Origin of the sequence: Frondihabitans australicus (assembly GCF_003634555.1) — a bacterium.
GTDB classification, from domain to species: Bacteria; Actinomycetota; Actinomycetes; order Actinomycetales; family Microbacteriaceae; genus Frondihabitans; species Frondihabitans australicus.
The window spans coordinates 2,151,324-2,164,256 of record NZ_RBKS01000001.1 but is presented as its reverse complement, the minus strand read 5'-3'; the positions used below and the strand labels follow the sequence as shown (position 1 = coordinate 2,164,256).

The window sequence follows — 12,933 nt, the reverse complement described above, 5'->3', positions numbered from 1 at the left end:
CGGCGCTCCGTCTCGGCCGAGGCGCAGCGCTCCTCGGCCGAAGCCGACGCGTCGAGCGCTGCGCGCTCGCGACCGACCGTAGGGTCGAGTCATGAGCACCGACACCGCGCCTGACGGGCGCCACCTCGACGGCAGCGCCGGCGACGCCGACTACGGCACCATCGGCCGCGGCTACACCGACTACCGGCAGCCAGACCCGCGCATCGCCGCCGCGATCGAGCGCGCCCTCGGCGACGCGGTCACCGTGCTGAACGTGGGCGCGGGCGCGGGGTCGTACGAGCCGCGCGACCGCACGGTCACGCCGGTCGAGCCCAGCGCCTCCATGCGCGCCCAGCGGCCCGCCGACCTGGCACCGGCGATCGACGCCACGGCCGAGAGCCTGCCGTTCGCCGACGATTCCTTCGACGCGTCGATGGCCACGTTCTCGATCCACCAGTGGTCCGCCCTCGAGCGGGGTCTCGCCGAGATGCGTCGCGTCACCCGGGGCCCTGTCGTGCTGCTGTCGTGCGATCCTGCGGCCCTCGACCGCTTCTGGCTGGTCGACTACGCGCCGGAGGTCATCGCCACCGAGGCGTCGCGCTACCCCGAACCGGAGCGTGTCGCCCGGGCGCTCGGCGGGCAGGTGCGCATCGAGCACGTCGGCATCCCGCTCGACTGCACCGACGGCTTCGGCGAGGCGTACTACGGGCGCCCCGAGCGGCTGCTGGAGCCCGGGGCCCGGCTCGCCAACTCGGCCTGGAGCTTCGTGGCGCAGGATGTGGAGGCCCGCTTCGTCGACACCCTCTCGGCCGACCTCGCCTCCGGGGCGTGGGACGCCGCCCACGGGCACCTCCGCGAGCAGCCGGAGTTCGACGGCTCCCTCCGGCTGCTCGTCGGGCTCCCCTAGGCGGTCACCTTCGGCGCCTGCATCTGCCGCCACTCGGTGAGGAACCTGTCGGCGGCCGCCGTGCCGTTGGCGTACAGGGTGTCCTGCTGCGCGCCGCTGAGGTGGAACTCGGTCGCCGAGATCCCGTCGGTGTCGACCCAGACGGTGCGGGCGTCCACGCCGTCGTCGGTGAGGACGTAGCGGTTCCACTGGCCGAGCGTCGTCGACGCCACGGCCTTGAGCTCGGCGATGTTGCCGAGCACGGTGCGGTCGTTCGACGCGGGCCCCGGCCGGCTCGACAGCTTCACGCCGAACGTGGGCCAGCGGTTCGGCCGTCCGTCGGTGCGGTCGAACACGGTGACCGGGAAGTTCTCCAGGAGCCCGCCGTCGACCCACGTGCACGACCCGGTCGCCGTGCGCTGCAGGAACGGCCGGAAGAACCACGGGATCGACATGGAGGCGCGGACCGCGTCGACGAGCCGATACGAGTCGATCGCGGCCCTCCGTTCCTCGGGCGAGGCGTCGGGCGCGCAGAGGTACTGCGGGAGGTCCCACGGGATCCGCACCAGGCACTTGCGCGTGAGGTCGGAGGCGTGCACGACGAGCCGGTACTTGCGCTCGTCGGGGAGGTTCGCGTCGGCGCCGGGGTCGTCGAGGCGCAGGTCGCCGAAGGTCTCGACGCCGTGCTCCTTCAGGATCCCGCCCAGCCAGGTCTCGAGGTAGTCCGACGAGTACACGCCCTGGTGAGCGAGCACGGCCGCGGCGTTCCCCACCGGCCCGAAGACCCGCTGCGCCCACGACCGGCCCTCGAAGTTCGAGAACGTCATCGACTTCATGACCTCCTCGAGCGTGTCGAGCCCGACGTTCTTCTGCTCGAAGACGGCGACGAGACAGGCGACGATCGCGCCGGCCGACGTGCCGCCGATGCGCGGGAACCGGTAGCCGTCCCGCGCGAGGGTGGTCACGGCTCCTGCGAGCCCGATGCCCTTGACGCCGCCGCCTTCGAGGACGAGGTCGGCGAACTTCGCGCCGGCGTCCTTCTCCTTCGCCTCGACCGGGTCGAGCATCGTGTCGCTCATGAGCGCACCGCCCACTGGAGGAGGGCGCCCACGGTGTCGAGGCGCTTGCCGTCGACGACGGGCTCGAAGTTCGGCCGCTGGTTGAGGTACGACTCGCTGTCGCCCTGGATCAGGCCGATGAGGGTCTCCGCCACGATCCTGCCGCCCACGGGCCCGAGGTGGAGCGGCTCGGCGTCGCCCTTGCCGTTGACCCCCTTCGCCTTCTTCAGCCATTCCACCTGAGCCTCGGCCAGGACGTAGTACCAGAGCGGCGCGTTGCCGGCGAAGGACGTATCGAGGTCGACGAGCTTCTGCGGGCTCGCTGCGGTGTCGGCGAGGGTCGCCTTCTGCACGGTGAGCTGGTCGTCGGGTATCCGGTCGATGCCGAGCGCGTCGGCGACGGCCTGGCCGCTCGGCAGCTGCAGGGCCATGCCGCGCAGCAGGTTGCGGATCGCGAGGTTCGCCGGGTCGTTGGTCGGGTCGACCGGCTTCGCCTGCAGCTTCTCGACGGTGATCGGCGGCGACACCGGCGGCTTGAGGAGCGTCGAGAACTCGGGCAGGAAGCCGAGCGGGTTCACCAGCGACGTGTCGATCTTGTAGGCCGGCTGCACGCGGCGCTTGCCGCCCACCGGCGCGACGCCCGGGATGTCGAAGAACAGGCTCCAGTCGATCGCCCACGGCGAGGGGAACTCGTCGAACCCGTCGAGGCCGCGGATCTGCACGCCGGCGAAGATGAAGAACCGCCCGGCGAGGCCGATCGCCTTCTCGTGCGCGGTCGCGTGCAGCGGGTCGTCGCCGCCGTCGAGCACCGTGTTGAGGCGGTAGATCGGCCGCACCATGGAGTGGCCGAAGCGGTAGGCCGCGACCGAGAACTCGATCGGCATGAACGGGTCGTTCTTGAAGCGGTAGAGGCTGAGCGTCGGGCGCTTCTCCGCTGCCGGCACGGAGTCGAGGCGGTGCGGGAAGATCTCGTCCACGAGGTCCTTCCCGCAGATCCTGACCAGGAAGTCGTTGATGACGAGCCACTGGTAGTGCCAGCGCACCAGCTGCTGGACCTCGGCGAACGTCGACGTCGGGTGCAGGTCGACGAGGCGGTTGTGGAACTGCAGGATCGACGACTGCAGCTGCGAGACGATGACGTTCTCGTCGTTGCGCTTGTCGCCGATCAGGGCTCGCTTGGGCAGCGTCGGGTCGTCGACGTCTGCGTACCGCGGCACGTCGCGCAGGTTCACCGCGTGACCTCGGCCCGGCGTGGCGCTGCCCACGCCCTCGGTGAGGTGGCGGCCGAGGCGCAGCTTGTTGCCGACGTAGAGGTACGGCTGGTCGTCGGGCCCCCGCCCGTAGACGTTGTCGAGGTCGAGGCGAGGCGTGCGGAAGTCGATCAGGGCGTCCGGGTCGTTCGCCTTCATCATGCTGGAGGCAGGATCGAACGTGATGTCGTGATCGATGAACTGGCCGAAGTAGGTGTACCCGGCCGGGATCCCGGCGTTCTCCTCGTCGTCCTGGAGGATCGCGTCGGTCTCGGGCGAGGCCGCCGGCATCGTCGGGTCGGCGGGGTCCGTCTCGGGATCGGCGGTCATGGCGTGCCCGAGCGCGTTGAGCGCGGACATCGGCCAGGAGGCCGCCGGGAGGGAGCGGAACAGGCGGCCGTAGCGGCCTTCGAACTGGCTCGAGCGGTGTGCGACGAGGTCGCCGCGGACACCGCCGCCGTGACCGCCGGCCGGATTGGCCGACGTGGAGTGCGAAGCGGTCATGGTGCTCTCCTTCGAGCGTGGGTGTGTGATCGCGCCACACGCTAGAAGGCGGCTGTACCCGACGTCGATAAGCGATTGTGCGTAGTCCGCACCCGCTGCATGTCCGTTTGTCCTATCATTTACGCATGACTGCATCGTCGCACCCGGCCCACCGCACCCTCGGCGTAGGACTCATCAGCGTCGGCTGGATGGGCCGCCTGCACTCCAAGGCGTACGAATCGATCCGCTTCGCCTACCCCGAGGCGACCTTCCGCCCCCGTCTCGTCGTCGCCGCCGACGCCGTGCAGGCAAACGCCGACTACGCCGTCGACGTCCTCGGCTACGAGCGCTCCACCCTCGACTACCGCGACGTGCTGGCCGACCCCGAGGTCGACGTCGTGTCGATCTGCGCCCCGAACTTCCTCCACCGCGAGTTCGCGCTCGCCGCCGCCGAGGCCGGCAAGCCGTTCTGGATCGAGAAGCCGACCGGCCGGAACGCCGAGGAGACCGCCGACATCGTGGGGGCGGCGGCGGCCGCGGGCCTGGTGACGGGGGTCGGGTTCACGTATCGGCAGGCTCCTGCGATCCAGCACGCGAAGCGTCTCGTGCGCGACGGGGCTCTGGGCGAGATCACCAACGTGAAGGTGTCGCTGCTCGCCGACTACTCGGCCGACCCGCTGGGCGCGTTCACCTGGCGCTACGAGACGGCGAGGGCAGGATCAGGTGTGCTCGGCGACCTGCTCAGCCACGGCGTCGACCTCGCCTCGCAGATCGTCGGGGAGGCCGACAGCGTCACCGCGCTCACCCAGACCGTCATCGGCGAGCGTCCGGTGCCTCAGCACGCCACCGTCGGACACCAGCTCGCGAGCGACGACGACCCGAAGCGCGCCGTCGAGAACGAGGACTACGCCTCGCTTCTCGTGCGCTTCCGCGACTCGAAGGCCGTCGGCTTCTTCGAGGCCAGCCGCGTCGCGGTCGGCCCGCGCAGCGACTACTCCATCGAGGTCTTCGGCACCGAGGGGTCTCTGAAGTGGACCTTCGCCAGGATGAACGAGCTCGAGGTCTGCCTCGGTCGCGGCGGCGACACCCACGGCTACACGACCGTGCTCGCGGGCCCCGGCGACGGCGACTACTCGCACTTCCAGCCGGGCGCCGGCATCTCGATGAGCTTCGACGACCTCAAGACCATCGAGGCGTACCAGTTCCTGCAGTCGGTCGTCACCGGCGAGCAGGTCGCGCCGTCGGTCGCCGACGCGCTCGCCGCGGCCCGCGTCGTGGAGGCCGCGGAGGCCTCGGCAGCGGACGGCGCCTGGCACCGGGTGACGCGCGATTGAGCGCACACGGAGGTTTCCCAGGCAGTCTGGAGCGATGACATCCCCAGAGCCCACCCCCACGTCTGACGAGACCCGCGAGCCCACCGCCCTCGAGGCGGCGATCCGCCAGGGTCAGGCCGGGGCCTCCGACATGCAGGAGGTCATCTCGCAGTTCGTCAACTCGACCATCGTCGTGCCCACGGCGACCGAGGTGAAAGACGACATGAACGAGCTCCAGCCCGTGCTCTTCGACCGCGAGGGCACGCAGATGCTCGCCGTGTTCACGCACATCGACCGGGTGCCGCAGCAGGTCGCCGAGGTCGCCGGCTACGCGGTCGAGCTGCCCGCCGCCGAGTTCGTGCAGGCCATCCCGGCCGAGGCCGGACTCGTCGTCAACCCCGGCAACGAGGAGGGGTTCGAGATGCTGCCCGAGGGCGTCCAGCAGCTCGCCAACGACGTCCGCGGCATGATCGCGGCCATGGCGGCGGCGCAGGGTGTCAACCAGGACGACGCGTCCTCGAGCGACCAGCCGCCGGCGTCGACCAAGGTCGACCCGAGCGCGATCCCGAACTTCTAGTTCTTCTCTAGCGCGCGGCGGCCCCGGGGCGCAGCCCGAGCTTCGCATCGAGCGCGTCCATCAGGTCGGTCGACGCCTGCGTCGAGAACTTCCGGGCGAAGGTGCACGGCACCAGCTGGGCGTCGTCGACGTGGCGCGTCTCGAGGCGCGGCAGGTCGACGAGCGTGAGCCACGGCGGACTCTTCTTCCGGGGTCCGCCCCAGTCGATCCACCACAGCGGCGTGTTCACGTGCGCGTCGCGCCAGCCCGGCACGAACGCGGGCGTGTTCAGGATCGAGTTCACGAACGTCTCGTCCGCCGACCACGAGCGGCGCCAGAACGCGACGAGGTCGGGGCGCGCGTCGTAGGTCGCGACGAGCGCTCGGGCGTGATCGACGGCGAGGATCTTCGAGGTCGCCCCTCCGGCGAAGTCCACGCCTTTCGGCAGCGATCGCGGGATCGGCAGGCGCAGCATCCGCTTGCCTCGCGCCCAGTGGCGGTAGCGCAGGCGGTCGAACCCACCGGAGTGGCCCCACTCGCTGTACGGCAGGGGAGAGGTCGCCCCGAACGAGTCGCCGGGGTGCTCGCGCAGCATCCTGCGGATGTCGTCGATCGGCGCGATCGGGTAGTCGGCGCCCGAGACGAGCGCCACGTGCGTGATGCCGGGTACTCCGAGAGCCGCGCGGTACCCCTCGATCTCGGCCTCGACGGCGCCCCAGGTCGCCCACGGGGTGGGGATGCGGCGCAGGATCGTGACCCGCTCGGGCAGGTCGCGCACGATCGCGTCGAACACGGGCTCGGCCGTGTTCGCATCGACGTGCAGGAACACGGGGAACGGGTCGAGGGCCTCGATCAGGCGGTGCACCTGCGCGGGATCGCTGTGGGCGAGGACCACGCAGGCGAGCTCGGGGGAGTCGACGGGCATAGCGGAGCGCTTTCTCGTGCGCGGCGTCCGAGGGAGGTCGCCGTTCAAGAAGTCGAATCTACCGTGCCCGCGGTGCGCGCGCCGAGCGGGGCGCCGTCGCTTGCTAGGCTCGAGCCACAATCGAACATCGGGCCGCCTCCCGTCGCGGGAGAGCGCACGACCGCGCACCGCCCCAGGGCGCCGCGGTCGGCCACCGAAGGAGCAAGCATCCCCGCCAATCTCTCAGGTCACAGAACCGCGACGACCACTCGGCCGCTCTGAAAAGCAGTCGCGCACTCGGCGGCTCGCCCACGGTGAAAGCCCGGCCCTCGTGGCCCGGGTGAAGCTCTCAGGCCTATGACAGAGGGGGAGAACGCTCGCGAATCCGCGACCGCCCGCCCTCGACCATCCGGAGCAACCGAATGTCCGATTCCCCCACCCCTCCCGGCGAACCGTCCGAGCTGCTGCTGGCGGAGGGGGCGCAGGAGCCGCGGCACAGCCCCCTCCACGAGGTCCACGTCGCCGCCGGCGCCTCCTTCACCGACTTCGCCGGCTGGCAGATGCCCGTCCGCTACTCCTCCGACCTGCAGGAGCACCACGCCGTCCGCACCGCGGCCGGGCTGTTCGACCTGTCGCACATGGCCGAGATCGCCGTCGTGGGCGACGAGGCGGGCGACTTCCTCGACCACGCCCTGGCCGGCACCCTCTCGACCATCGCCGTGGGGCGGGCGAAGTACTCGCTGCTGCTGTCGACGGACGGCGGGATCGTGGACGACCTCGTGGTCTACCGCCTCGACGAGCACGACTACCTCGTGGTGGCGAACGCCGCCAATCGCGAGGCCGCCTTCGCCCTGCTCGCGCGCCGCGCCGACGGCTTCGACGTCACCGTCGACGACGAGAGCGACGACACCGCGCTCATCGCGATCCAGGGCCCCGAGTCGGCGGGCGTGCTCGACGAGCTCGTCGCCTCCGACCGCCTCGCTCCCGACTCGCCGGTCGACGACCTCCGCTACTACCGCGTGCTGCGGGCGACCTTCGACGACGTGCCGCTTCTCATCGCGCGCACCGGGTACACCGGCGAGGACGGCTTCGAGCTGTACATCGAGCCCGACTCGGCTCCTGCGCTCTGGGAGGCCCTGGCCGAGGCCGGCGCGCCCCGCGGCGTCGTGCCCGCGGGGCTCGCGAGCCGCGACACGCTGCGCCTCGAGGCGGGCATGCCGCTCTACGGCCACGAACTCGGCCTCGACACGAAGCCGGTCCAGGCCGGCCTCGGGCGCGTGGTCGACATGACGAAGCCGTCGTTCGCCGGCCGCGAGGGCGTGACGCCTGCTCCTGACGCCCGCGTGCTCGTCGGCCTCGCCCTCGAGGGCCGTCGCGCCGCCCGCGCCGAGTACGACGTCGTCGACTCCGCCGGGGCCGTCGTCGGCGTCGTCACGAGCGGCGCCCTGTCGCCCACGCTCGGCCACCCGGTGGCGATGGCCTACGTCGACCCGGGCGTCGCCGACGCGGGCACGTCGCTCGGCGTCGACGTGCGCGGCACCGTGATCCCGGCGACCGTCGTCGCCCTCCCGTTCTACAAGCGCTCCTAGGCCCCTGCGAAAGGCATATCCGTGACCGACCTCACCACCCTGAAGTACACCGCGGAGCACGAGTGGCTCCTGATCGACGGCGACACCGCCACCGTCGGCATCACCGACTACGCCGCCGACAAGCTGGGCGACGTCGTCTACGTCGACCTGCCCGCGGTCGGCAGCACCGTCGAGGCGGGCACCGTCGTCGGCGAGATCGAGTCGACGAAGTCGGTCGGCGAGCTCTTCGCCCCCGTGCTCGGCACCGTCTCCGAGATCAACGACGCCGTCGTCGACAGCCCCGACCTCGTCAACTCGTCGCCGTTCGGCGACGGCTGGCTGGTGAAGATCACGCTCTCCGGCGACCTCCCGACCCTCCTCTCGCGCGACGAGTACGTCGCCCTCACCGCCGAATGAGCGGGGCTCTCGTCCAGGGCGTCGCCGCCGACGGCTTCGTCGACCGCCACATCGGCACGACGCCGCCCGAGCAGCGGGCGATGCTCGACCTGCTCGGCCACGACAGCGTCGAGTCCCTCGTCCGCGCCGCCGTGCCCGACGCCATCTCCGCCCTGCCGCTTCCGAGCAGCGTGCTGCCCGAGCCCGTGGGGGAGCAGGAGGCACTGGCCGAGCTCCGCACGCTGGCCTCCCGCAACCGCGTCAACCGCTCGATGATCGGCCTCGGCTACTACGGCACGGTCACCCCGAGCGTGATCCAGCGGAACGTGCTCGAGAACCCGAGCTGGTACACCGCCTACACGCCGTACCAGCCCGAGATCTCGCAGGGTCGGCTCGAAGCGCTCATCAACTTCCAGACGATGGTCTCCGAGCTCACCGGTCTCACGACGGCGAACGCGTCGATGCTCGACGAGTCGACGGCGGTCGTCGAGGGCATGCTCCTCGCCCGCCGCGCCTCGAAGTCCGCGTCGAACCGCTTCGTCGTCGACGCCGACGCCCTGCCGCAGACCAAGGCTCTGCTCGCGGGGCGCGCCCGGGCGGTCGGCATCGAGCTGGTCGAGGTCTCGCTGGCCGCGGCAGAGCCCGCCTCGCTGCCGGAGAGCTTCGGCGTGTTCGTGCAGTACCCGGGGGCGAGCGGGCGGGTCTGGGATCCTGCGCCCGTCGTCGACGCCGTTCACGCGGTCGGCGGCCTCGCGGTCGTCGCGGCCGACCTGCTCGCCCTCACGCTGCTCACGGCGCCGGGCGAATTCGGAGCCGACGTCGCCGTCGGCACCAGCCAGCGCTTCGGCGTGCCCATGGGCTTCGGCGGCCCGCACGCCGGCTACATGGCCGTGCGCACCGGCCTCGAGCGGCAGCTGCCCGGCCGCCTCGTCGGCGTCTCGCAAGACGCAGTGGGCAACCCCGCCTACCGCCTCAGCCTGCAGACGCGCGAGCAGCACATCCGCCGCGAGAAGGCCACGTCGAACATCTGCACCGCCCAGGTGCTCCTGGCCGTCATGGCGTCCATGTACGCCGTGTACCACGGCCCGTGGGGGCTCACCCACATCGCGAGGCGAACGCACCAGCACGCGACCGATCTGGCCGCAGGAGCACAGGCGGCCGGCCTCGCCCTCGCCGCAGACGTGTTCTTCGACACCGTCGCCCTCGCCGTCCCGGGCCGAGCCCACGAGATCGTCGCCGCGGCCCACGAGCGCGGCTACCTGCTGCACGCGCCCGACGCCGACACGGTCTCCGTCGCGGTCGACGAGACCACCACCAGGGAGGACCTCGAGGCGGTCGGCGACCTGCTCGGGTTCGCCGTGCCGACCGGGTCGACGTCGCCGATCCCCGCGGGGCTCGAGCGCACGAGCGACTTCCTCACGCACCCGGTGTTCCGCACGCATCGGTCCGAGACCAGCATGATGCGCTACCTCAAGCATCTGGCCGACAAGGACTACGCGCTCGATCGCGGCATGATCCCCCTCGGCTCCTGCACCATGAAGCTCAACGCCGCCACCGAGATGGCCGCCGTGACCTGGCCCGAGTTCGCCGGGATCCACCCGTTCGCGCCCGCGGCCGACGTCGAGGGCTACCTCGAGCTCATCGGTCAGCTCGAGGGCTGGCTCGCCGAGGTCACCGGCTACGACACCGTATCGCTGCAGCCCAACGCCGGCAGCCAGGGTGAGCTCGCCGGGCTCCTCGCGATCCGCGGCTACCACCTGTCGCGCGGCGACGAGGCGCGCACGGTGTGCCTGATCCCCGAGAGCGCTCACGGCACGAACGCCGCCAGTGCGGTGCTCGCCGGGCTCCGCGTCGTCGTCGTGGCGTGCGACGCCCAGGGCAACGTCGACCTCGGCGACCTGCGGGCGAAGGTCGCCTCGCACGCCGACGAGCTCGCGGCGCTCATGGTCACGTACCCGTCGACGCACGGCGTCTACGAGCACGACATCCGCGACATCACGGACGCCGTGCACGACGCCGGCGGTCAGGTCTATGTCGACGGCGCGAACCTCAACGCCCTGCTCGGCTACGCGCGGTTCGGGGAGTTCGGCGGCGACGTGTCGCACCTGAACCTCCATAAGACCTTCTGCATCCCGCACGGCGGCGGAGGGCCGGGTGTGGGGCCTGTCGCGGCGAAGGCGCACCTGGCGCCGTTCCTGCCGGGGCACCCGCTGGCGCAGCAGGCCGACCGTCGCACCGGGGCGGTGCAGGAGGCCGGCGAGCGACTCGCTCACGCCGGAGTGCCGGTGAGCGCTGCGCCGTACGGGTCCCCGAGCATCCTGCCGATCTCGTGGGCCTACGTCCGCATGATGGGCACCAGGGGCCTCACGGACGCCACCGGGGCCGCCGTCCTCGCCGCGAACTATGTCGCGGCGCGCCTGCGCGAGCACTACCCGGTGCTGTACGCCGGCGAGGGCGGCCTCGTGGCGCACGAGTGCATCCTCGATCTGCGGCCGCTGCGCGAGGCCACCGGGGTGACGGTCGACGACGTGGCCAAGCGGCTCATCGACTACGGCTTCCACGCCCCGACGATGTCGTTCCCGGTCGCCGGCACGCTCATGGTCGAGCCGACCGAGAGCGAGGACCTCGCCGAGCTCGACCGCTTCGTCGAGGCGATGATCGCCATCCGCGCCGAGGCCGACCGCGTCGGCGCGGGCGAGTGGGCGGCCGACGAGTCGCCGCTGCGCGGGGCGCCGCACACGGCGGAGAGCGTCATCGCGGGGGAGTGGACGGCCGCGTACACGCGCGAGGAGGCCGTCTACCCGGTTCGCTCGCTCGTGCGGTCGAAGTACTGGCCGCCCGTGCGGCGCATCGACCAGGCCTACGGCGACCGCAACCTCTTCTGCGCCTGCCCGCCCGTGGAAGCCTTCGCCTAGGCGATCACGCTCGTGAGGGCGTCTTGAATCACGGACGCCTTCACGAACGTGGCGCCGAGAAGCGCCACGTGCTTCCAGCGCACGATGCTCGACCCGTCGATGACGAAGACGCTGCGCCGCAGGCCGAGCCCGGGCAGACCGATGCCGTAGCGCTTGATGACCGTCGAGCCCTCGTCGCTCAGCAACGGGAAGCTCAGCCCGAAGTTCGCCGCGAAGCGCTCGTGGCTGGCCAGCGACTGGCGGCTGATGCCCCACACCTCGGCTCCGAGCCCGGCGAAGCCGTCGAGTTCGTCCTGGTAGCTGCACAGCTGCGTCGTGCAGATGGTCGACTCGTCGGCCGGGTAGAACGCCAGCACGACGGCCGAGCCGGGCCTCTTCGACAGCGCGAAGTCCTGTCGCGTCGTGATTCCCTCGACGACGCGCACGCCCGGAAGCACGAAGTCCGGCGCCTGATCGCCGACATCGGGGATGCCCATCGCACCAGGGTACGTCAGTGATGGGCGCCGAACAGCGAGGGAAACGCGGCTGCGGCCCACGGGTATCCCACGAAGACGGCGGCGTCCATGAGGAAGTGCGCGATGACGAGCGGCAGGATCCTGCCGTACCTCATGTACAGCCACCCGAAGACGAGCCCCATCACGCCGTTCCCGACGAACGCCCCGAACCCCTGGTACAGGTGGTACGTGCCCCGCAGCAGAGCGGCGGAGAGCAGGATCGCCCAGTTGCCCCAGCCCAGGTCCCTCAGCCTCGCATACAGGTACGCCACCACGATGACCTCCTCGGTCACTCCCGAGCGGAGGGCGGAGAAGAGCAGCACGGGCACGGTCCACCAGTGCGCGGCGAGGTTCGTGGGGACGACGTCGACCGTGATGCCGATCGCGCGGCCGGCGAAGTACAGGGCGAGGCCCGGGATGCCGATCGAGAGCGCCAGGGCGGCGCCCCAGAGCGCGTCTCGCGGGATCCTGCGCCCGCCGACACCCAGGCGCACCAGGTGGGGGCTCGCGGTCTTCCAGAGCAGGAAGCCCACCAGCACGACGGGCACGAGGTCGAAGCCGTTCTCGAGCACCTGGTAGACGAAGTCGAAGATCTCGCGGCTCGACTGCGAGGTGTTGAGCTCGGCGGTCTGGCTCGACAGCGGCGTCGAGCGCGTGAGCAGGTCGAGGATCTGCACGACCGAGTAGACCGCGCTGGCGCCCAGCGAGAGGCCGAGGACCAGCAGGATCTCGGCGCGGATCCGCCCGCGCGTGACACCGGGCCCGAGGGGCTCGGCAGTGGGGTGGACGAGCATCGAGCCTCCTGTCTCACCCATCGTGCCAGATTGACACGCGGCAGGGTTCTCCGGCCCAGAGCGATGAGGGCACCCTAAAAACGCAACGATCGTGCGCCGGGTGCGAAAAGCGCGCACGAATCCTCACAGCCTCGCAAGAAATCGGCATTTCGTGTTTCCAAGACGTAACGCTTTCGTTCGTGGTTTGGCGTTTCGCCACGATTTACTTACTGTCTTCATATCGCGTGCGGGTCGCGCCCCCTAGACGGGTGTGCTTCCGGACCGCGTACTGCTCCACAATGTCGTCCAGCCAGATCGCGTCACGCTGCGTTCGGTAGACGACGTCCCTACACACAGC

The 12,933-nt window shown here is 71.0% G+C and carries 11 protein-coding genes and 1 riboswitch; of the genes, 6 read left to right on the top strand and 5 right to left on the bottom strand.

Annotated elements, in window-relative coordinates; genetic code table 11:
* The first annotated feature begins 91 nt into the window (after positions 1-91).
* Positions 92-886 carry a class I SAM-dependent methyltransferase gene (locus C8E83_RS10095; protein WP_121369776.1) on the top strand — a complete coding sequence of 265 codons (795 nt, stop codon included), beginning with the start codon at positions 92-94 and terminating at the stop codon, positions 884-886.
* On the opposite strand, the gene C8E83_RS10090 is transcribed toward C8E83_RS10095, so the two are convergent.
* Together C8E83_RS10090 and C8E83_RS10085 are read right to left on the bottom strand one after the other, a co-directional pair.
* The gene (locus C8E83_RS10090; RefSeq protein ID WP_211331684.1) at positions 883-1,944 is read right to left on the bottom strand and encodes a patatin-like phospholipase family protein; all 1,062 of its coding nucleotides are present in this window, start codon (positions 1,942-1,944) and stop codon (positions 883-885) included. The genes C8E83_RS10095 and C8E83_RS10090 overlap by 4 nt on opposite strands.
* Positions 1,941-3,677 carry a peroxidase family protein gene (locus C8E83_RS10085; RefSeq protein WP_121369775.1) on the bottom strand — a complete coding sequence of 579 codons (1,737 nt, stop codon included), beginning with the start codon at positions 3,675-3,677 and terminating at the stop codon, positions 1,941-1,943. Before C8E83_RS10085 ends, C8E83_RS10090 begins: the two co-directional genes overlap by 4 nt.
* A 125-nt stretch (positions 3,678-3,802) precedes the next feature.
* Here C8E83_RS10085 and C8E83_RS10080 point away from each other — a divergent pair, with 125 nt between their 5' ends.
* Both C8E83_RS10080 and C8E83_RS10075 read left to right on the top strand, forming a co-directional pair.
* Positions 3,803-4,990 carry a Gfo/Idh/MocA family protein gene (locus C8E83_RS10080; protein WP_121369774.1) on the top strand — a complete coding sequence of 396 codons (1,188 nt, stop codon included), beginning with the start codon at positions 3,803-3,805 and terminating at the stop codon, positions 4,988-4,990.
* Between the two features lie 34 nt (positions 4,991-5,024).
* Entirely contained in the window at positions 5,025-5,546 is a 522-nt protein-coding gene (locus tag C8E83_RS10075; protein WP_121369773.1) for an SseB family protein, read from the top strand.
* 7 nt (positions 5,547-5,553) lie between these two features.
* Here the strand turns inward: C8E83_RS10075 and C8E83_RS10070 are convergent, their stop codons facing one another.
* A complete protein-coding gene (locus C8E83_RS10070) occupies positions 5,554-6,450 on the bottom strand; it encodes a beta-1,6-N-acetylglucosaminyltransferase (RefSeq protein ID WP_121369772.1) in 897 nt (298 codons plus the stop codon).
* A 135-nt stretch (positions 6,451-6,585) separates the two neighbouring features.
* Positions 6,586-6,698: riboswitch (glycine riboswitch) on the top strand.
* Between the two features lie 153 nt (positions 6,699-6,851).
* On the opposite strand from C8E83_RS10070, the gene gcvT reads away from it, so the two are divergent.
* From gcvT to gcvP, 3 genes are read left to right on the top strand one after another with little or no spacing between them, the layout of a single operon-like run.
* Positions 6,852-8,018 (top strand): glycine cleavage system aminomethyltransferase GcvT, encoded by a 1,167-nt coding sequence (gene gcvT, locus C8E83_RS10065; RefSeq protein ID WP_121369771.1) that lies wholly within the window; start codon positions 6,852-6,854, stop codon positions 8,016-8,018.
* A gap of 21 nt (positions 8,019-8,039) precedes the next feature.
* On the top strand, positions 8,040-8,414 hold the full coding sequence (gene gcvH, locus C8E83_RS10060) for a glycine cleavage system protein GcvH (protein WP_121369770.1): 375 nt from the start codon (positions 8,040-8,042) through the stop codon (positions 8,412-8,414).
* Positions 8,411-11,308, top strand: coding sequence for an aminomethyl-transferring glycine dehydrogenase (gene gcvP / locus C8E83_RS10055; RefSeq protein ID WP_121369769.1), 2,898 nt, complete (start codon positions 8,411-8,413; stop codon positions 11,306-11,308). The genes gcvH and gcvP overlap by 4 nt, the downstream gene beginning before the upstream one ends.
* Here gcvP and C8E83_RS10050 read toward each other — a convergent pair.
* The gene (locus C8E83_RS10050) at positions 11,305-11,784 is read right to left on the bottom strand and encodes a peroxiredoxin (protein ID WP_121369768.1); all 480 of its coding nucleotides are present in this window, start codon (positions 11,782-11,784) and stop codon (positions 11,305-11,307) included. The genes gcvP and C8E83_RS10050 overlap by 4 nt on opposite strands.
* 14 nt (positions 11,785-11,798) lie before the next feature.
* The gene (locus tag C8E83_RS10045; RefSeq protein WP_121369767.1) at positions 11,799-12,596 is read right to left on the bottom strand and encodes a CPBP family intramembrane glutamic endopeptidase; all 798 of its coding nucleotides are present in this window, start codon (positions 12,594-12,596) and stop codon (positions 11,799-11,801) included.
* Between the last annotated feature and the right edge of the window lie 337 nt (positions 12,597-12,933).